The organism is Kineococcus sp. AC630, assembly GCF_979255925.1.
In genome coordinates this window covers 30859-49844 of the sequence record NZ_CEEDMJ010000004.1, presented here as the reverse complement: position 1 = coordinate 49844, position 18986 = coordinate 30859, and the positions used below count along the sequence as shown (strand labels likewise).

Here is an 18986-nt window from a genome sequence, read left to right as displayed (position 1 = left end):
GCCACCCGCACGAGGCGCCGAGGAGCACGATGAAGACAGTTCTGGCCATCGAGACGATCCGTCCGATCGGCACCCGCGACCTCAACGGGTTCGTCTCGGGGATCTCCGAGCGCGTTCCCGGGTGCTTCGTGTCCCAGGGACCCAGCACCAAGGGCAAGGTGACCGTGACGATCCTGTCGCCGCAGGCCGTTCCGCTGGAGGTGGCCGAGCAGGTGCTCGAGTCGCTGCCGGAACTCTGCGACGCGATCAGCGCGATCACCCTGGAGGAGGCCGTCCGCCGGCCGCCACGTCGTGGCGCACCGGTGCCCCAACCCGCCTGAGCTCACGAGATCCGGGTGAGCTCCTCACCCACCAGGAGGTGGACCCCCAGCACGCGCACCCCTCCGCGTGCGGCGGCCGCCGTGAGCTCGGCCGACCAGGACAGGTCGGCGGCGTGCACGCCGGCGGGGGCGTCGCGGACGACGGCGAAGGCGACCGTCCCGATCCCGGCGGTCTCCTCCTCCAGCAGGTGCGTCAGCACCCCGGCGAGGTTGTCGGCGAAGGACCGGTCCGGGAGGACCGGGACCTCCTCGACGACGACGAACGGGGGCCGCTGCCGCCCGTCCGCGTCGAGGACCTGGACCCACAGGTCCGTGGCGGTCTCCGAGCTCGGCAGGAGGTCCGCGGCGATGAGGCGCCAGCGGTCGGTGAGGTCCGCGGGGGTCACCACGGGCGGTAGGTCGGTGGGGTGCGAGATCGACATGCCGACCAGCCTGGGCGAGCCCCGCACCGGCCCCCGTCCCCGTCCACAGACGGATCCCCAGGGTGGGGACGACACCGGCCTGTGGACACCGCGATGGCGTCGCTGACTCCGTCAGCGCGAGCTGCTCACCAGGTACCGGTCGTCGGTGATCTCCTTCCCCCAGAGCGCCGCGTCGGGCAACGACCGCACGTCGGCCTGTTCGCGCACTCCGAGGACGAGTCGTCGGCAGTCCTCGGCGGAGATCCCCGCCCCCGTCGACCAGCGGCCCTCGACCAGCAGCAGCCGACCGCCGGGCGCGAGCAGGTCCACCCACCTCGCCAGGGCGGCGGCCGGGTCGTCGACGGCCCACAGCACGTGGCGGGCCACGACGACGTCGAGCGAGCCGGGCGCGAGCGGAGGACGGGCGGCGTCCCCGACGGCGAAACCCACCGCGAGGCCGGCCGCGGCTGCCTTGGCGCGGGCCAGCGCGATCATCGCGGGAGACAGGTCCACCCCGAGGACGTCGTGGCCGGCGCCGGCCACCAGGACCGACAGGCTCCCGGTGCCGCAGCCGAGGTCGGCGACGCGGGACGGGGCAGGAGGCAGCAACGGCAGCAGGAGTTCCGCCCAGGCAGCCCGGACCGCCGGGTCCCGCAGACCGTGGTCGGCCTCGTCGTCGAAGTCCGCGGCCTGCTCGTCCCAGAACTCCTGCGTCTCGGCGCTCACCCCGCGATCCTGGCACCCGCTCCCCACCGCGGACGCGGTGCAGCGGTTCCTGTGGCCCCTCGCCGCCGACGACCTGCTCAGCGGGAGGCGGTCAGGGCGTCCGCCAGACGCCGTGCGTCGGGGAGGGGCATCGCGACCAGTGGGAGCCTCCGGCCGTTCGCGAGGACGGCGGAGCTGTAGCCCTTCCACCGGCTGCCCGGCCGGACCTCACGGACGTCGTGCCACGGGACCGCCGTCCGGCGCCGGAAGGACTGCTGCCACACCAGACCGTCCTCGAGGACGAACACGGTGTCCGGTCGGCGCCACTGCAGGAGGAGCAGTGAGCCGAAGACGACCACCTGTCCCACCGCGAGCCCGACGTCCCAGCCGCCGGGGTGGTCCAGCAACCGGTAGACCACGCTCGGTGCCATCAGGGCGACGGCTCCGGTGAACACCCACCGCAGCGCTCGCCCCAGGTGGACGCGGTAGACCGGCTGCAGTCCGGTGAGGTCGGGGCGTGACACGGCCCCACCCTGCCAGCGCGGACCTCGTGGAGACCCCGCCGACCGGGCGACGCCCCTCAAACGCTGCGCAGCAACCGGTTTCCGTAGCGAACCATGTACGTCCCGTAGCTCGCGGTCGCCAGCGCCGTGGCGACACCCACCCAGGCCCACACCTGGTCGCGCGAGGCCGCGCTCAGCGCGAGGACGCCTGCGACGCCGACGAGGGTCACCCACGTCGCCAGCCACAGGTCCAGTCGGCGTCGGAACACCCACGCCATCGGGTAGAAGTGCAGCCCGACGATCAGCGCGATGACCGGGAGCACGTACTCCGCGTGCCCGGTGCCGTTCAGCACCCCCGCGGCGACGCCGATCAGCAACCCCTCGGCGGCGAAGACGATCCCGAAGGTGCGGCCGCTGCGACGCCGGTGCTCCTGGTCGACGGCGTCGAGGTCCCGGGGCATCGAGCGCCCGGCCCGGACCAACCGGACGGCCTGCACCAGGAACACCACCGCCGCCGCCGCACCCAGCGCGGTGAAGGCGACGGCTGCGGGCCGGTGGCCGGCGTAGAGCGAGTCACTGGCCCACCAGGCGGTGAAGACCGCCATCAGGACCAGCCCGCCCGCGATCCCGTGGGCCAGGGCGCGAGGAGGGGGCGCGGTGTTCGGCACGCCTGCACGCTAGCGGAGCACCCTGGGTCACCCGCCTTCTCCCACCACCGTGATCATGCAGGGAATCCCCGCAAGATCACGGATCGGGGTCAGGCGGGGACGCCCGCCTCCACGGCGATCCGGGTCACGGTCGCCTCGTCGAGCACGAAGAGTTCCTGACCGTCCCCGGGGGTGGTCACCGTCAGGACGGTCGCGCGGACGCCGTCGTCGTCGAGCTCGACGAGCAGGGCCCCGCTGCCGCGCACGGCCCGTTCCCGCCCGGCGGCGACCAGGACGTCGGTGCGGTTCGCGACGCCGGGCGCGACGAACGCGGCCAGTCCCGAGGGGTAGGTCGCCGCGAAGGGGTGGTGGTAGTGCCCGGACAGCACCGCCCGGACGTCGGAGCCCTCGAGCACGGCCAGCAGCCCCGCGGGGTCCTGCAGCCGCAGGGCCTCGTGCAGGACCGTCGGCGCCGGCAGCGGGGAGTGGTGCACGACGACGACGGAACCCCGCGCGGCGGGCGTCGACAGCTCGGCGCCCAACCAGGACAGCTGTTCCGCGGAGAGCTCGCCGTACCCCCGCTGCGGTACCGAGGAGTCGAGGACGACGATCCGCAGACCGTCGACGACGTGCACGGCGCGCGTCGGCCCCAGGACGGCGGTGAACGGACCGGGCAGGTCGTGGTTGCCCATCGCGAACACCGCGACGGCGCCGTGGTCGGACGCGAACCGACCGACGAGGTTGCGGGCCGTCTCGTAGGAGGCCGGCGACCCGTCGTCGGAGACGTCCCCGGAGACGACGACGGCGTCGAGGGGACCGGTGCCGTGCAACGACTCCAGGACGTGTCCGAGCGCCGCCGTGGTGTCGACGAGCCCCTGGTGCAGGGCCCCGCCCGCCATCAGGTGGGTGTCGGACAGGTGCAGGATCCGGGTCACTGGCCGTTCCCGTCCCCCGTGGGGGTGCCGACCGCACCCGTCTGCGAACCCGAGGACGTCGGACTGCTCGACGGTGACCCGCTGGAGGTGGGGGAGCCGGTCGGCGACGACGTCGGCGACTCCGTGGCGGTCCGCTCCGGCGCGACCGTCAGGTTCACCAGGGTCCGGACGTCGACGCTGGAGTCCGGCGACACGTCCTGGGTCACGACCGTGCCGGGGTCGGCGTCGGTCGGGACCGTCGTCTCCGTGGAGTTCGTGCTGAGACCCAGGTCGCGCAACTGCTTCACGGCGTCGGCGAGCGGCTTCCCGGTCACGTCCGGCACCGTCACCTTGCCGCTGGCGATGGTCAGCGCGACGGCGCTGCCCTTGGGGACGGACGCCTGGGCGGCGGGGTCGGTGGAGATGACCTCGCCCTTGTCCACGGTCGGGCTGTCCCCGGTGGTGACGTCGCCGACGCTGAGGCCGACCGCGGTGAGGGCCGCGCGGGCCTCCTCCTGCGTCTTCCCGGACACGTCGGGGACGACGGCGGCGTTCGACCCGGTCGAGACGACGAGGGTCACGCTCGTGCCGACGGTCAGCTGCGCACCCGCCTCCGGGTCGGTGCTGATGACGTCCCCCTCGGCGACGGTGTCGTCGGCCTGCTGGGTCACGGTCGTCGTCAGCCCGAGTCGGGTGAGCTGGGACTCGGCGTCGGCCTGCGCCGAGCCCACGACGTCGGGCATCGCGACCGTCGCCGGCGCGGAGGACGTCTGCTCGCCGCCGCTGCTGCCGCCGTCGTTGTTCAGCAGTGCCGCGCCGACCCCGCCGATGCCCAGCACCAGCGCGACGATGAGCAGCACCCACGGCCAGCGCCTGCGGGCGGGCTCCTCCTCGTAGGGCGGGTCGCCGTCGCTGACGCGCGGCAACGCGCCCGTCGGCGGGCTCACCGGGACCGGGACCGCCACGGGCGGGGTCACGGTGGTCGCGGCGGTCGGGGGAGCGGCCGCGAACGCCTGGGTGGCGAAGCTCGCCCCGCGCAGCGGACGACCCTCCACGGCCCGGCGCAGGTCGTCGGCGAAGTCGGCGGCCGACTGGTAGCGGTGCTCCCGGTCCTTCGACAACGCCATGAGGACGACGTGGTCGACGGCCGGCGGGATCTGCGGGGCCAGCGCCGACGGCGGCCGCGGCTGCTCGGAGACGTGCTGGTACGCGACGGCGACCGGTGCGTCGCCGGTGAAGGGCGGGCGGCCGGTGAGGATCTCGTAGAGCAGGCAGCCGGTGGAGTAGAGGTCGCTGCGGGAGTCGACCTGCTCCCCGCGCGCCTGCTCCGGGGAGAGGTACTGGGCGGTGCCCATCACGGCGGAGGTCTGCGTCAATGTCGCCGAGGAGTCGCTGACGGCCCGCGCGATGCCGAAGTCCATCACCTTGATCTCGCCCGCCGGCGTGATCATCACGTTGGCGGGTTTGATGTCGCGGTGGACGATCCCCATCCGGTGGGAGTACTCCAGCCCGTTGAGGATGCCCTCGGTGATCGAGAGGCACTCCTCGATGGCGAGCGGGTGGTCGGTGCGCAGCATGTCGCGCAGCGTGCGGCCCTCGACGTACTCCATGACGATCCACGGGAGCTCGACCCGCCCACCGCCGGGCTCCACCGTGGTGTCGGCGCCGGTGTCGTAGACGGCGACGATCGAGGGGTGGTTCAGCCCGGCCGCGGCCTGCGCCTCCCGGCGGAACCGCGCCTGGAACGAGGGGTCCCGGGCCAGGTCGGAGCGCAGCAGCTTCACCGCGACCATCCGCCCGAGGCGGGTGTCGCGGGCGACGTGGACCTCGGCCATCCCGCCGCGGCCGAGCAGTGAGCCGACCTCGTACCGGCCGCCGAGCACGCGCGGTGCCGGCACCCCCTGGCCAGTCGTCGTGTCCGTCACAGCTCTCCCCGTCCCGCTTCTCCTGTTGATCCTGCCCGGCGAGCGTCCGTCTCACCCATCGAGCGCCGCCTCCATCACCGTCTTGGCCACCGGCGCGGACAACCGTCCACCGTAGGCGCTCTCGGTCGACCCGCCGTCCTCGATCACGACGGCGACGGCGACCTTCTTGCCGCCCTTCTCCGCGAAGGAGGTGAACCAGGCGTAGGGCGGCAGGCCTGCCCCGTGCTGCGCGGTCCCCGTCTTCCCCCCGACCGTGGCGCCGTCGATCTGGGCCCGGGTGCCGGTGCCGGAGGAGACGACGAGCTCCATCATCTGCTGCAACGTCTTCGCCGTGCCGGAACTGACGGCGCGGCCGAGTTCTTCCGGCGCCGGTTCCTCGATGACGTCGGCGGAGTCGGAGTCGCGCACGTTGGCGATGAGGTTGGGCTTCATGACGACCCCGTCGTTGGCGATGCCGGCCGAGAGCATCGCGACCTGCAACGGCGTCGCGACGTCGCTGCCTTGGCCGATCGCGGAGTAGGCCAGCAGCGGCCCGGCGACGGCGTCACCCGTGGGGTAGCGGCTGGTCGCGACGGAGGTCGGGATGGACAGCGACTGCCCGAACCCGAACTTCGCCGCCTGCGACTCGATGGTGTCGGCGCCGAGCTTCAGGCCGAGCGAACCGAACGCGGTGTTGCAGGAGATCTTCAGGGCGTCGGCCAGCGACACCTTGTCGCCCGGGCCGCAGGCGGTGCCCTCGTCGTTCTTCAGGGTGTTGCTGGTCTGCGGCAGCGCGAGTTCCTGCGGTCCGTCGAGCTGGGTGTCGGCGGCGTAGTCGCCGCTCTCCAACGCCGCGGCGGCGGTCACGAGCTTGAACGTCGACCCCGGCGGGTAGAGCGAGCCGGTGGCCCGGTTGACGAGCGGGTCGTCCTCGTCGGCGTTCAGCGACTTCCAGGACTGCGCCTCGGCGTCCCCGTCGTGGGTGGCCAGGGTGTTCGGGTCGTAGGTCGGGCTGGAGACCATCGCGAGGACGTCGCCGGTGTCCGGGTCGAGCGCGACGACGGCTCCCTTGCGCCCGTCGAGGGCGTCCCACGCGGCCTGCTGGACCTTGGGCCGCAGCGTCAGCGTGACGGAGGCGCCCTTGGGCTGTTCGCCCGTGAGCAGGCTGGAGAGGTTGCGGTAGAACAGCTCGTCGGCGGACCCGGCGAGGACGTCGTTCTCGGCCCGCTCGATGCCCGAGGTGCCGTAGCGCAGCGAGTAGTAGCCCGTCACGGGCGCGTACAACTGGCCCGCGGCGTAGGTGCGCAGCCGGTCGTACTGGTCGTCGGAGGGCACGCTGGACGCGATCGCGGCCCCGCCGTCGACGAGGATCGCGCCGCGTTCCCGGCCGAACTCCGCGTAGAGCTGCCGCGAGTTCCCCGGCATCGCGTTGAGCTGGTCGGCGCGCAGGAACTGGATCCACGTCGTCGAGGCGAACAGCGCGAAGAACAGGAAGGCGACGACGAGGGACAGGCGTCGCAGGGGCCGGTTCACGGGATCCTCACCGCCTGGGTCACGCCCGTGTCGCCGTCGGGGCCGTTGCGGACCTCCGCGGCGGGACGACGGGCGAGGTCGGAGACCCGCAGCAGCAGGGCCACGACGATCCAGTTCGACACCAGCGAGGACCCGCCGGCGGCGAGGAACGGCATCGTCAGACCGGTCAGCGGGATGACGCGGGTGACGCCGCCGACGACGACGAACACCTGCAGGGTCACCGAGAACGCCAGACCGGCGGCGAGCAGCTTCCCGAACCCGTCGCGGACGCCGATCGCGGTGCGCATGCCCCGCTCGACGAGCACCACGTAGAGGATCAGGACGGCGAACAGCCCGACGAGGCCGAGCTCCTCCCCGAGGGAGGAGTAGATGAAGTCGGAGTTGGCGTACGGGACGGTCTGCGGGCGGCCCTCACCGAGGCCGGTGCCGAGCAGGCCCCCGTTGGCCATGCCGTACAACCCCTGCACGAGCTGGAAGCTGGAACCGGTGCGGTTCTCGGCCGTGAAGGGGTGCAGCCAGATGTCGACGCGGGCCTCGACGTGGCCCATCGTCCGCGCCGCGAACACCGCGGCGGCGGAGAACATCAGCAGCCCGAGCACGATCCAGCTGACCCGCTCGGTCGAGACGTAGAGCACCGCGACGAACAACCCGAAGAACAGCAGGGACGTCCCGAGGTCGCGCTGCAGCACCAGGATCCCGATGCTCGCGACCCACGCCAGCAGGATCGGGCCGAGGTCGCGGGCGCGCGGCAGCTGCAGGAACAGCACCTTGCGGCCGGTGAGGCTCAACGCGTCCCGGTGCACGACGAGGTAGCCGGCGAAGAAGATCGCCAGGCAGATCTTCGCGAGTTCCCCGGGCTGGAAGGTGAACCCGGCGAGACCGATCCAGATCCGGGCGCCGTTCACGGTGCGGCCCAGGCCGGGGACCATCGGCAGCAGCAGCAGGACGAGACCGGCGACGGCCGCCGTCCAGGTGTAGCGACGCAGGATGCGGTGGTCGCGCACGAACACCAGCACGACTCCGGCCGCGATGATCCCCAGCGCCGACCAGAGGAACTGCCGGGACGCCGAGGAGGTGTCCAGCGCCTCGTCGAGGCGGTGGATCATCACCAGCCCGATGCCGTTGAGCAGGGTCGCGACGGGCAGCAGCAGCGGGTCGGCGTGCTTCGCGCGCCAGCGCAGGACCAGGTGCAGCAGGACCGCGAGACCCCCCAGACCGCCGGCGTAGGCGAAGAGGTTCGGGGGCAGCGCCCCGTCGATGGTCAGCCCGACGACGGCCCAGGCGCCGCCGGCGATGACGACGGCGAGCAGCACGAGCAGCAGTTCCACGTTGCGGCGGGTGGTGGGGTAGACGGGCAGCACGGTCGCCATCAGCCGGCACCTCCGCAGTCCTCGGGGGTCAACGTCTGCGTGGGGCTCGCGCTCGGGGTCGCGGTCGCGCTCGGGGTCGCGCTGGGAGACCCCGTGGGTGCGTCCGTGGACGCGGGCGTGGGCACCGTCGGCACGCTCGCGGGTGTCGCGGGAGAGGGTGCGGTGGCCGCGCGGCAGGCGGCGGCGAGGTCCTCGAGGTTCTGCACCGTGTCGTGGGCCCCGGCGAGGTCGCGCGCCGAGATCCTCGCCTCGACGCGGGTCGACCAGTAGGTGGGCAGGTCGGAGACGGAGATGTCGGTCGACTCCAGCACGTGCGACGTGGACAACGGGCCGATGTCCTGGGTGAGGCCCTGGTAGACCGCGACGGTCTTCCCGTCGACCCCGACGAAGTACTGCTGCTGGCTCCACCGCCAGCCGCCGAAACCGCCGGCGACGAGCAGCAGGACCAGCAGCACGGGCCCGGCGATCCAGCGGCGGCGACGCCGTCGGCGTTCGCGCTCGGTCAGGGGCGGCTGATCGTCGTCCTCCGAGTCGTCGCCGGAGTCCTCCAGCCGCGCGCGCAGGGCGGCGGCGCGGGCCGCCGGGGTGCCGGCGGCGGAGGAGCGGCGGGGACGGTGGAACGCCGCGGCGCCCACGACCTGCGGGGTGGTGGAGGGCGGTGGCCCGCCCCCGAGTTCGACGACGTCGGCGACGATGCAGGAGATGTTGTCCGGACCCCCACCGCGCAGCGCCAGTTCCACGAGGCGCTGGCACGTCGCGTCGGGGTCCATCCCCGCGGCGAGCGTCTCGGTGAGGGTCTCGTGGCTGACGACGCCGGACAGCCCGTCGCTGCAGAGCAGGTAGCGGTCGCCCGGCTTCGCCTCGCGGACCGAGACGTCGGCCTCGTCGTCGTCGCGACCGGTGAGGACGCGCATGATCACCGAACGTTGCGGGTGGCGTTCGGCCTCCTCGGGGCTGATCCGGCCCTCGTCGATGAGGCTCTGCACGTAGCTGTGGTCCTTCGTCAGCTGCGTGAGCTGACCCTCGCGCAGCAGGTAGCCGCGCGAGTCGCCGATGTGGGCGAGGACGAGTCGGCTGCCCGCCCGCAGGATCGCGGTGACCGTGGTGCCCATCCCGGACAGGTCGGGTTCGTCCTCGACCCGGCGGCGCAACTGCCCGTTGGCGGCGTCGAGGGCGGTGTGCAGGTGCTGGGCGGCGTCGTCGCTGCCGTGCGACTCCCCGTCGAGGACGGAGAGCTCCCCGACGGCGAGCGAGCTCGCGACGTCACCACCGGCGTGACCGCCCATCCCGTCGGCGATCACGAGCAGGTGCGGCCCGGCGTAGCCGGAGTCCTGGTTGTTGCTGCGTCCGAGTCCGACGTCGGAGCGCGCGGCGTAGTTCAGCGCGATGGCCACGGGCTACCTCCGGAGTTCGAGCACGGTCTTGCCGATGCGCAACGGCGTGCCGGGCTCGAAGGGGGCGGGGGTGGTCAGCTTCTCGCGACCGAGGACGGTTCCGTTCGTGGACTGCAGGTCCTCCACGACCCAGCCGTCACCGGCGGGGTTCGCGGTGATCCGCACGTGCTTGGTCGAGGCGTACTCGTCGTCGAGGACGAGCGTGCAGTCGGCGCCGCGGCCGATGAGGACGGCGGCCTGGCCGAGGCTGAGCGTCGTCCCGCGCAGCGAACCCTCGGTGACGACGAGGGTCGCCCGCTTGGGGCGCACCGGTTCCGGGGGTTGGGCGGCCTCGCGCGGCGGCTTCGCCCTCGCCCGTTCCGTCCGGCGGGTGGTGACCCTCGTGCCCAGCAGGTCGGCGCGCAGGACGCTGACGATCGCGAGGACGAAGAGCCAGATGACGATCAACAGCCCCAGTCGCAGGACGGTGAGGGTCAGTTCGCTCACGGAGCCGTTCCCCTCGCCGCGCCCGGGGTCACGTCCAGCCCTCGTCCCGGCGCGCGGAGTGGAACACCAGCCTGGTGCGCCCCACGGTGATCGTCGTGCCGTCGAAGAGGTCCATCGAGGAGACCCGTTCGCCGTCGACGAAGGTGCCGTTGGTGGAGCTGAGGTCGGACAGCCGTGCTCCCTGGCCCACGACGCGGATCTCGGCGTGGCGGCGCGAGACGCCCGGGTCGTCGACGACGACGTCCGCGTCGGAACCGCGGCCGATGACCGTCACCGACTCCGCCAGCACGTAGCCGCGCCCGTCGACCTCGAGCCGCGGCCGGCCCGCGTCGGCGGTCTTCGGGGTGGACGGGGCGACCCGGCCCTTGACGGTGGAGGAGAGGACGCGGAAGACGCCCGTCTCCAGGTCGTCGGCCTCGTGGAAGTCGACGCGGACCGGGCCCACGAAGGAGTAGCGCTGCTTCTCGGCGTGCTGGGTCACCGCCGCGACGAGCTCGTCGGCGAGGGTGTCCTGCCAGGAGGCGATCTTCTCGTGGTCGGCGGGGCCGAGCTCGACGATGAAGCTGTTCGGGACGAGCGTGCGCCCGCGGGACAGCACGGCCGCCCGGTCGTCCAGCTCACGGCGCAGGGCGCTCGCGACCTCGACGGGCTGCACCTCGCTGCGGAAGGCCCGCGCGAAGACGCCGTTGACGGCGCGTTCCACGCCGCGTTCGAAGCGGTCCAGGACTCCCACGTCGAGCCTCCTCCCAAGATCGTCACCGATGGTCCAGCCCTCGGCATGGTAGCCGGGACGCCCCCTCCTGCCGGTGTGGACGCGGTGCACGCCGGTGGAGCTGTCGTGATGAGCCGTCCTGCCCGTGTCCTCCGGACCGTCCGGGGGCTGGTACGGTTTAGAGGTCTGCGCGAGTGGCGGAATAGGCAGACGCGCACGGTTCAGGTCCGTGTGCCCGAAAGGGCGTGGGGGTTCAACTCCCCCCTCGCGCACAGATGGTGAAGGCCCCGGTCGAGAGACCGGGGCCTTCGTCGTTCCCGGGCGTCATGCCGTTCAACATCTTTGATCTCCGCCGGTGACCCCTTGATCGACACCATAACTTTGCATAACAATGATTCGTGGTCTCCGACATCGATGCTCTCCTCGAGGGGGGCGAGACGTTCACCGTCGAGTTCGAGCGCGGTTCCATCTCGGACAGCGATCTCGTCGAGGCCGTCACCTGCCTGGCCAACGGCGACGGTGGGGTTCTCCTCCTGGGGGTCGAGGACGACGGCAGTGTGAGCGGCGCCGCCCCACGGCACGGCTCGCGCACCGACCCGGCGCAGGTGGCTGGCCTGGTGCAGAACAAGACCGAGCCGGCCCACCCCGTCGACGTCACCGTCGTGCCCCGGAGCGGTGGTGACGTCGTCGTCATCGAGGTTCCACGCGCCCAGCCCGGTCCGATCGCCACGAAGAAGGGACTCTTCGTCCGGCGGGCGCTCAACAGCAAGGGACGGCCCGAGTGCCGTCCCATGACGCCGCACGAGGTCGTCAGTCTCGGACTGGTCACGCGCGGGATCGACTACGCCGCCACCCCCGCTCGTGGCGCCACGTTCGACGATCTGGACTCGCGGGAGTTCGACCGCTTCCGACGACTGTGCTCACGATCGGGAGACGCGGAGATCGCGCGCCTGTCCGATCGCGACATCTGTTCTGCGTTGGGGGTGCTCGGACCGGACGACGTGCTGGGCCTGGGAGCGGTGCTGCTCTTCGGCACCGTGCCCGCTGTGCAGCGCTGGCTTCCCACCGCAGAGGTCCTCTTCCAGGACGCGAGGGTGGACTCCTCCATCAGCGTCCGGTTCGTCGCTCCGCTGCTGTTCGCCGCAGCAGAGGTCGCCAGGCACCTGGACGTCCGGAACACCAGTACGGAGCTGATGAGCGGATTGCTGCGCATCGATGTTCCTCTCCTCGCAGAGCAGACCCGGCGCGAATCGGTCGCCAACGCCCTCGTGCACCGGGACTACGCCGAGGTCGGTCCGACGGCGGTCCGGCTCAGTTCGACGCACTTCTCCGTGAACAGTCCAGGAGGCTTCCCGCCCGGGATCACCGTGTTCAACCTCCTGGAGCAGAGCCGCCCTCGGAGTCCGATCCTCGCGGACGCCTTCAAGCGTGCCGGGCTGGTGGAGCGCAAGGGCAAGGGCGTCAACGAGATGTTCGAGTCCCAGTTGCGAGCGGGACGCGAGGTCCCGGACTACTCGGGTTCCACCACCTCGTCGGTGGACGTCTCGGTCCCGTTGGCGACAGCTGACCTCGACCTCGTCCGCTTCCTCGTCTCCTTCGAGAACGATCACCAGCAGTCGCTGGGGCTCGACGAACTCCGTGTCCTCCACGACGTCAAGGCTCAGGGCTCCGCCACGAACGCGGAACTCTCGGAGTCCCTCATGCGGACCGTCGCGTCGGTGAGAGCCACGACCACTCACCTCCTCGAACGCGGCGTGCTCGAGGCGAGGGGCAGCGGTCGCAACAGGAGGTTCCACCTCACGGCGAGGTTCTACGACCTGGCACAGGACCGCAACGCCTACGTGAGGGTTCGAGGGATGGATCCGCTCCAGCAGGAGCAGATGGTACTCGGGTACGTCCGGTCCTACGGCTCGATCACCCGTGCCCAGGCCGCAGACCTGTGTCAGGTGACGCCCGTCGAGGCGCGTCGACTGCTCAAGGCGCTGACGGACCGGGGGACACTGGCCCTGGTCGGAGAGCGCAGGACCTCGCGCTACGAGCTCCCCTCCTGACCGGCCCGGCCCCGGACGACTCCACCTCAGGTCAGGGAGCCCACGGCGGTGCTCGACCGGACGCCCGTCAGGTGCTCCCCGATCGCCCACGCGACCCGCGGCAGGTCCTGCCCCCTGGCGCTGCGCGGGATCGCCACCTGCTTGCTCGGACCCACCAGTCCGAGGCGGGAGGGTCCGTAGAAACCGCCCTGCTCGGCCGCCGGGTCCGCGGCGGCGAACAGCAGCGGTTCGGCGCCCTGCCACGGTTCCTGCGAGGGGATCACGGTGTGCCGCACGGGCGGGAGGTCCACGGTGCGGCCGAGGTTGCGGCCGGCGGTCTGCAGGTTCGTGCGGGTGTAACCGGGGTGGGCGATCGTGCTGAGCAGACCCCAGCCGTTGTCCCGGGACAGTTCGGCCAGCCGCAGCCCCAGGAGCGTGTCCGCGAGCTTCGACTGCGCGTAGGCCAGTGCCGGGCGGTAGCGCGCGGCCCAGTTGAGGTCGCGGACGTGCAGCCGCCCGAACCCGGCGGCCGCGCTCGACATGGTCGCGACCCGCGGCGCGGGGCCTTCCAGCAGCAGCGGCAGCAGGTGCACGGTCAGGGCGAACGGCCCGAGGAAGTTCGTCCCGAACTGCAGCTCGAAACCGTCGGCGGTGAGGATCCGCTGCGGCGGGATCATCACGCCGGCGTTGTTGACGAGGGTGTCGAGGCGGCCGTCGGCGCGGATCCCGTCGGCGAACTCGCGGACGCTCGCGAGGTCGGCCAGGTCCAGGCGCCGGACGGTGAGGTCCGCGCCGGGCACCGCCTCGGCGATCTCCCGGGCGGCGGCCTCGCCCTTGGCGGGCGTGCGGACGGCGAGGACGACGGAGGCCCCCGCGCCGGCGAGGCGCTTCGCGGCCTCCTTGCCGGTGCCGCTGTTGGCGCCGGTGACGACGATGCGGCGCCCGGACTGGTCGGGGACTGCGTACACGGTGACTCCTGGGGATTCGTGGGACCATCAGACCGGTGGTCTGTTGGAAAGGTAACAGACCGACGGTCTCTAAGGAAGTCATGTCCCAGCAGTCCTTCGTCCGTGCGCGCACCGACGACCAGCGCGCCGCGCGCCGCGAAGCGATCCTCACGACCGCGGGGGAGTACCTCGACGAGGTGCGGGTCGCCGACCTCGGCCTCAACGAACTCGCCCGCCGCGTCGGCCTGGCCAAGTCGAACCTGCTGCGCTACTTCGAGTCCCGCGAGGCCGTGCTGCTGGAACTCCTCGACCGCGCCCACGCGGAGTGGCTGGACGCCCTCGAGCAGCGCCTCGACGGCGACCAGGACCCCGAGGTCCTGGCCCTCGCCATCGCCGAGACCGCCGCCGCCCGCCCCCGGTTCTGCGAACTCGTCTCCGCCTCGACCGGGATCCTCGAGCACAACGTCTCCGCCGAGGTCGCCGCCACCCACAAGCGGGCGTCGCTGCACCTCGCGCGCCGCCTCGCCCGCCTCGTCGGGCCGGACGACGGCCCCCGCGCCATGGCGGTCACCGGTGTCGTCCTGGTGACCATCGCCGGGCTGTGGTCGATGTGCCGCCCGTCGGAGGGGATGCTCCAGGCCTACCGGGAGAACCCCGAACTCGCCGTCTTCCGCATCGACTTCACCACCGGCGTCCGCGAACTCGTCGCGACCTTCCTCGCCGGACTCTCCGTGCGGGAACCGCGGCTCTGAGGGTCGCTCCACCGGACCACGGGGAAGAACGGCGCCCGCCCCGGACTTCCTCCCCCATGACGGACCCGCAGAACGACCTGCTCGACCTCGTCGCCTCCACCCGCAACAGCGTCCTCGTGACGCTGAAGCGCGACGGGCGACCGCAGCTGTCCAACGTCAGCCACCACTTCGACCGGGCCACCGGCCTGATCCGCATCTCCGTCACCGCCGGCCGCGCCAAGTCCAAGAACCTCGAACGCGACCCGCGCGCCAGCCTGCACGTCACCTCCCCCGACTTCTGGAGCTGGGTCGTCGTCGAGGGCGACGCCACCCTCTCCGCCGTCGCCGAGCGCGAGGACGACGAGGCCGTCGAGGAACTCGTCGACCTCTACCGGGCGCTCGCGGGTGAGCACCCGGACTGGGACGACTACCGCCGCGCGATGGTCGCCGACCGGCGGCGTGTCGTCCGGCTGCCCGTCGGGCACGTCTACGGGCAGCCGCCGCAGTAGCTTCGGCGCATGGCCGTCATCCACCGGGCGCAGCTCACGCCCACCAAGCTCGAGGCGCTGTCCGACTGGTTGCCGCGGCAACCCTGGAGCGGGGTCGCGGCCGGCGCGGAACTGCTCCAGGTCGGCCGGTTCCGCTTCGACGACCCCGCCGGTGAGGTCGGGGTCGAGACGATGCTCGTCCGGGTCGGTGAGGGACCGGTGCTGCAGGCGCCGCTGACCTACCGCGCGGCTCCGCTGGAGGGGGCGGAGGAGTTCCTGGTCACGACGATGGACCACTCCGTCCTCGGACCGCGCTGGGTCTACGACGCGGTCGGCGATCCCGTCTACGCCGACGTCCTGCACCGCGCGATCGTCACCGGTGGCACCGAGGCGGACATCCAGGTCGCCGTCGACGGGCGCTTCGAACCCGGCCCCAAGCACGCCACGGCCCGGGGCAGCGGATCGGCGTCGGACGCCCCGACGATCACATCGGTCCAGGTCACGACGGCCGGCGCGGTCACCACGATCACGACCGCCGCAGGTGACCTCGTCGTGCAGCGCGTGCTCGGCGGCGACGTGCCCGCCGGTGAGACCCTCACCGCCTCCTGGGGAGAGGACCGGTCCGCCGTGCTCGCCGTCGCCACCTCCTGAGCCTTGCGGGTGGGAGGGGATGCTCCGAGACTGGCGCGGAAGATCACGAGGGCGGATCGACGTCGACCGTCCCGACGAGAGGACGTTCGATGCCGCAGGTCGTCTCCTTCGGAGCGCACATCGCCGACGCGCTGGGGTGGCCGTTCACGGCCGTCCCGCCGGGACAGCAGCTCGCCCCGCTGGAGCAGATCCGGTTCACCGTCGCCGGGACCGCGGCCGCACCGTCGGTGAACCTCGCGAAGCTCGGCGTCGACGTGGCCAGCGTCGGCCGGGTCGGTGCGGACACCATCGGTGACTTCGTCCGCACCACCATGACCGGCTACGGCGTGAACGTCGACCACCTGCTCACCGACCCCGACCGGCAGACCTCGGCGAGCCTGCTGCCGATCCGCGCCGACGGTTCCCGGCCGGCGCTGCACGTCATCGGCGCGAACGCGGGGCTGCGGGAGGAGGACGTCCCGTGGGACGTCGTCGCGCAGGCGCAGGTCTTCCACCTCGGCGGGTTGTTCGTCCTGCCGGGCATCGACGGCGAACCCGCCGGCCGGATCCTGCAGAAGGCCAAGGAGCTCGGACTGACCACCACCGTCGACTTCCTCATGAGCCCGCGCCCCGACGCCGCGGAACTCCTCGAACCCGTCCTGCCGCACGTCGACTACCTCATGCCGAACATCGAGGAGGCCGGGTGGCTCGTCGGCACCGAGGACCGCGCCGAGATCATCACCTGGTTGCACGCCAAGGGGGTCGGCTGCACCGTCCTCACCCTCGGCGGCGACGGCGTCAGCGTCGCCCGCAACGGTGAGGCCGAGACCGTCGTCCCCGCGTTCGACGTCGACGTCGTGGACACCACGGGCTGCGGGGACGCGTTCACGTCGGGTTTCGTCTCCGGGTTGCTGGAAGGGCTCGACCTGATCGCCGCCGCCGACCGCGGCCTGGCCTGCGGCAGCCTCGTCGCCACCGGGCTCGGCTCCGACGCCGGCATCGTCGACCTCGCCCAGGTCGAGGAGTTCCGCCGGACGGGGCGGGGCTGACGTGCTGGAGCGTGAACGGGAAGAGGTCGTGGAGTTCGCCCGGCGGATGGTCTCCGACGGGCTCGTGGTGGGCACGTCGGGGAACGTGTCGGTGCGCGCGGGGGACCTCGTCGCCGTCACCCCGAGTGGAACGGACTACGGGTCGATGACGGTCTCGGACGTCGTCGTCGTCGACCTCGCCGGGAAGGTCGTGGCGGGTTCGCTGAGACCCACCTCGGAACTCCCGCTGCACCTCGTGGCCTACCGCGAGCACGGGGCCGGGGCGGTCGTGCACACCCACTCCCCGGCCGCGACGGCGCTGTCGTTGCTGCGCGAGGAACTCCCGCCCGTGCACTACCAGATCGCGATGTTCGGCGGTTCCGTCCTCGTCGCCCCGTACGCCACGTTCGGCACGGACGAGTTGCGCGACAACGCCTCCCGGTCCCTGGAGGGTCGGAGCGCGGTGATCCTGAAGCACCACGGGACCCTCACGACGGGCGGGGACCTGCGGGGTGCCTACGACCGGGCGCGGCAGCTGGAGTGGTTGTGCGACGTCTACCTGCGCGCGGCCGCCGTCGCGGAACCCGCGGCACTCCCGGCCGACGAGATCGAACGCGTCGTGGCGAAGTTCGCCGACTACGGCCAGCCCCCGCCGGCCCGGGGGTAGGGAGCCAGGGTCGACTCGGGGATCGTTCAGGGTTCGTCCCCGATGTCGGGGTGACCCGGTGGCGGCACAGTTGAGCCATCGGCACCGCACGGTGCGGAACGCCACGACGAAGGAGCACCACCGTGAACGCCATCCACACCGGCTTCGCCCGCCAGGGACTGTCCCGCCCGCAGGACCGCCGTCTCCTCGGCGGGGTCTGCGCCGGCCTCGCCGAACGCTTCGGGCTGGACCCCTGGGTGATGCGCGCCGTCTTCATCGCGACCCTCGTCGTGGTCCCCGGCAGCCAGGTGCTGATCTACCCGGTGCTGTGGGTGCTCATGCCGTCGCGGGGTGCCGCGGCCGCCGCGACCACCCACCCCGCCGGCTGATCCTCCGGAGTCCGTCGCGGCAGGGTGGTGCTCCCCGCGCGGTGGAGGTCAGCCCTGGACCAGCTCGTCGATCGCCTGCTGGGTCACGGCGAGCGCCTGGATCGTGGCCTCGATGTCGCGGATGCTGGACACCGCCGCGCTCGTCTGGGCGCGGATGTCCTGGATCTGCTGGGAGATGTTCTCCGTGGCCCGGCCCGTCTCGGTGGCCAGCTCCTTGACCTCGCTGGCCACGACCGCGAAACCGCGTCCGGCCTCCCCGGCGCGGGCGGCCTCGATGGTGGCGTTCAGCGCCAGGAGGTTGGTCTGGGAGGCGATCGCGGTGATGAGCTTGACGACGGTCCCGATCTGCGCGCTGCTCGCGTCCAGCTCGCCGACGGCACGAGCGGCCTCGGTGGCCCGGGTGACGGCGGCGGCCACGGCCATCGACAGGTCGGCGCTGACGCCCGCGAGGCGGGACGTGGAATCCGTGAGCTGGCCGACCTGCTGCTCGGCGACGTCCTGCAGGCTCTTCTCCTGGTGGATGTCGCGCAGCGCTCCGGCCACCCGCAGGGGCGTGCCGTCGGGGCTGCGCTTGGTCGCGCCCGTGGCGACGAACCAGCGGTAGCTGCCGTCCTTGAGCTTGAGGCGGTACTCGATGTCGTAGGGGGTGCGGCCGGTGCGGTCGGTGAGGTGAGCGAGGAACGCGGCGACCGTGGCCGGTGCGTCCTCCGGGTGCAACCGCGAGCCCCAGCTGTCGAGGACGTCGGGGAAGTCCCGCTCGTCCCGGAAGCCCAGCATGTGGCGGAACTGCGGGGACCAGTTGAACCGGTTCCGGGGGTTGACGGGGTCGTGGGCGACGACGTCCATGTCCCACAGGCCGATGCCGGCGGCCTGCACCATCAGGTCGTAGCGCTCAGCGCTGGCGCCGTTCGCGTGCTGGAGCTCCTCCAGCTGCGCGCGGAGCGCCGTGACCTCGTGGTCGTGCTCCGCCGAGGTCGAGGCCGCCGTCCGCAACCGGTCGGTTTCCACGGCCTGCTTCGTCTTCTTGCTCCACAAGGGGACCACATCCATCTAGCCGGCCGACGGTCGTCAGGGGCTCCGGACGAAGCCTCGCCCCTGCGGTATCGGCAGGTGTGACCGTCCCTTGAGGGAGCGTGCGTCGCGACGCCGTCCGGTGACTCGGACGACGGGCGCCACGCGGTCGTGGGGTGACCGTGCGCGGCCCGGCG

Annotated in this window: 21 protein-coding genes, 1 tRNA gene and 1 pseudogene; 9 read left to right on the top strand and 14 right to left on the bottom strand. The window is 72.3% G+C overall.

Going from position 1 to position 18986, the window contains the following annotated elements; all coding sequences use genetic code 11:
- Positions 1-29: 29 nt before the first annotated feature.
- Positions 30-320 (top strand): hypothetical protein, encoded by a 291-nt coding sequence (locus AC0I8G_RS05425; RefSeq protein ID WP_380257087.1) that lies wholly within the window; start codon positions 30-32, stop codon positions 318-320.
- Positions 321-322: 2 nt separating this feature from the next.
- On the opposite strand, the gene AC0I8G_RS05420 is transcribed toward AC0I8G_RS05425, so the two are convergent.
- The 11 genes from AC0I8G_RS05420 to AC0I8G_RS05370 all read right to left on the bottom strand — a co-directional run bounded on the left by AC0I8G_RS05420 (position 323) and on the right by AC0I8G_RS05370 (position 10910).
- Positions 323-742 carry a hypothetical protein gene (locus AC0I8G_RS05420; protein WP_471729023.1) on the bottom strand — a complete coding sequence of 140 codons (420 nt, stop codon included), beginning with the start codon at positions 740-742 and terminating at the stop codon, positions 323-325.
- 111 nt (positions 743-853) lie between these two features.
- Positions 854-1447 (bottom strand): class I SAM-dependent methyltransferase, encoded by a 594-nt coding sequence (locus AC0I8G_RS05415; RefSeq protein ID WP_471729022.1) that lies wholly within the window; start codon positions 1445-1447, stop codon positions 854-856.
- Positions 1448-1524: 77 nt separating this feature from the next.
- Complete coding sequence (locus AC0I8G_RS05410) at positions 1525-1950, bottom strand: PH domain-containing protein (RefSeq protein WP_471729021.1); 426 nt, start codon at positions 1948-1950, stop codon at positions 1525-1527.
- A 56-nt stretch (positions 1951-2006) separates the two neighbouring features.
- Positions 2007-2597: a hypothetical protein gene (locus AC0I8G_RS05405; protein WP_471729020.1), complete on the bottom strand. Its 591-nt coding sequence runs from the start codon at positions 2595-2597 to the stop codon at positions 2007-2009.
- A gap of 89 nt (positions 2598-2686) precedes the next feature.
- Positions 2687-3511, bottom strand: a complete 825-nt coding sequence (locus tag AC0I8G_RS05400) for a metallophosphoesterase family protein (RefSeq protein ID WP_471729019.1) — start codon at positions 3509-3511, stop codon at positions 2687-2689.
- A complete protein-coding gene (pknB, locus tag AC0I8G_RS05395) occupies positions 3508-5388 on the bottom strand; it encodes a Stk1 family PASTA domain-containing Ser/Thr kinase (protein ID WP_471729018.1) in 1881 nt (626 codons plus the stop codon). Before pknB ends, AC0I8G_RS05400 begins: the two co-directional genes overlap by 4 nt.
- Before the next feature lie 78 nt (positions 5389-5466).
- Positions 5467-6927 (bottom strand): peptidoglycan D,D-transpeptidase FtsI family protein, encoded by a 1461-nt coding sequence (locus AC0I8G_RS05390; protein ID WP_471729017.1) that lies wholly within the window; start codon positions 6925-6927, stop codon positions 5467-5469.
- Positions 6924-8297, bottom strand: a complete 1374-nt coding sequence (locus AC0I8G_RS05385; RefSeq protein WP_380257102.1) for an FtsW/RodA/SpoVE family cell cycle protein — start codon at positions 8295-8297, stop codon at positions 6924-6926. The genes AC0I8G_RS05390 and AC0I8G_RS05385 overlap by 4 nt, the downstream gene beginning before the upstream one ends.
- Positions 8297-9691, bottom strand: a complete 1395-nt coding sequence (locus tag AC0I8G_RS05380) for a PP2C family protein-serine/threonine phosphatase (RefSeq protein WP_471729016.1) — start codon at positions 9689-9691, stop codon at positions 8297-8299. The genes AC0I8G_RS05385 and AC0I8G_RS05380 overlap by 1 nt, the downstream gene beginning before the upstream one ends.
- A 3-nt stretch (positions 9692-9694) precedes the next feature.
- A complete protein-coding gene (locus AC0I8G_RS05375) occupies positions 9695-10177 on the bottom strand; it encodes an FHA domain-containing protein FhaB/FipA (RefSeq protein WP_328293872.1) in 483 nt (160 codons plus the stop codon).
- 28 nt (positions 10178-10205) lie between these two features.
- The gene (locus AC0I8G_RS05370) at positions 10206-10910 is read right to left on the bottom strand and encodes an FhaA domain-containing protein (RefSeq protein WP_471729015.1); all 705 of its coding nucleotides are present in this window, start codon (positions 10908-10910) and stop codon (positions 10206-10208) included.
- 167 nt (positions 10911-11077) lie between these two features.
- On the opposite strand from AC0I8G_RS05370, the gene AC0I8G_RS05365 reads away from it, so the two are divergent.
- Positions 11078-11161, top strand: a tRNA-Leu gene (locus AC0I8G_RS05365).
- 126 nt (positions 11162-11287) lie between these two features.
- On the top strand, positions 11288-12940 hold the full coding sequence (locus AC0I8G_RS05360) for a DNA glycosylase AlkZ-like family protein (protein ID WP_471729014.1): 1653 nt from the start codon (positions 11288-11290) through the stop codon (positions 12938-12940).
- Between the two features lie 26 nt (positions 12941-12966).
- On the opposite strand, the gene AC0I8G_RS05355 is transcribed toward AC0I8G_RS05360, so the two are convergent.
- Positions 12967-13887, bottom strand: coding sequence for an SDR family oxidoreductase (locus AC0I8G_RS05355; protein ID WP_471729013.1), 921 nt, complete (start codon positions 13885-13887; stop codon positions 12967-12969).
- A gap of 80 nt (positions 13888-13967) precedes the next feature.
- Here AC0I8G_RS05355 and AC0I8G_RS05350 point away from each other — a divergent pair, with 80 nt between their 5' ends.
- The 6 genes from AC0I8G_RS05350 to AC0I8G_RS05325 all read left to right on the top strand — a co-directional run bounded on the left by AC0I8G_RS05350 (position 13968) and on the right by AC0I8G_RS05325 (position 17778).
- A complete protein-coding gene (locus AC0I8G_RS05350) occupies positions 13968-14618 on the top strand; it encodes a TetR/AcrR family transcriptional regulator (RefSeq protein ID WP_471729012.1) in 651 nt (216 codons plus the stop codon).
- 56 nt (positions 14619-14674) lie between these two features.
- Positions 14675-15106 (top strand): PPOX class F420-dependent oxidoreductase, encoded by a 432-nt coding sequence (locus tag AC0I8G_RS05345; protein ID WP_471729011.1) that lies wholly within the window; start codon positions 14675-14677, stop codon positions 15104-15106.
- 9 nt (positions 15107-15115) lie between these two features.
- The gene (locus AC0I8G_RS05340) at positions 15116-15736 is read left to right on the top strand and encodes a CG0192-related protein (RefSeq protein ID WP_471729010.1); all 621 of its coding nucleotides are present in this window, start codon (positions 15116-15118) and stop codon (positions 15734-15736) included.
- Positions 15737-15825: 89 nt separating this feature from the next.
- On the top strand, positions 15826-16764 hold the full coding sequence (locus tag AC0I8G_RS05335) for a carbohydrate kinase family protein (protein WP_471729009.1): 939 nt from the start codon (positions 15826-15828) through the stop codon (positions 16762-16764).
- A 1-nt stretch (position 16765) separates the two neighbouring features.
- Complete coding sequence (locus tag AC0I8G_RS05330) at positions 16766-17410, top strand: class II aldolase/adducin family protein (RefSeq protein WP_471729008.1); 645 nt, start codon at positions 16766-16768, stop codon at positions 17408-17410.
- Between the two features lie 122 nt (positions 17411-17532).
- Positions 17533-17778, top strand: coding sequence for a PspC domain-containing protein (locus AC0I8G_RS05325; protein WP_471729007.1), 246 nt, complete (start codon positions 17533-17535; stop codon positions 17776-17778).
- Between the two features lie 48 nt (positions 17779-17826).
- On the opposite strand, the gene AC0I8G_RS05320 is transcribed toward AC0I8G_RS05325, so the two are convergent.
- Positions 17827-18321, bottom strand: coding sequence for a methyl-accepting chemotaxis protein (locus AC0I8G_RS05320; protein ID WP_471729221.1), 495 nt, complete (start codon positions 18319-18321; stop codon positions 17827-17829).
- A gap of 15 nt (positions 18322-18336) precedes the next feature.
- Positions 18337-18555 (bottom strand): annotated as a pseudogene (locus tag AC0I8G_RS05315) (PAS domain-containing protein); the annotation flags it as partial.
- Positions 18556-18986 lie beyond the last annotated feature (431 nt).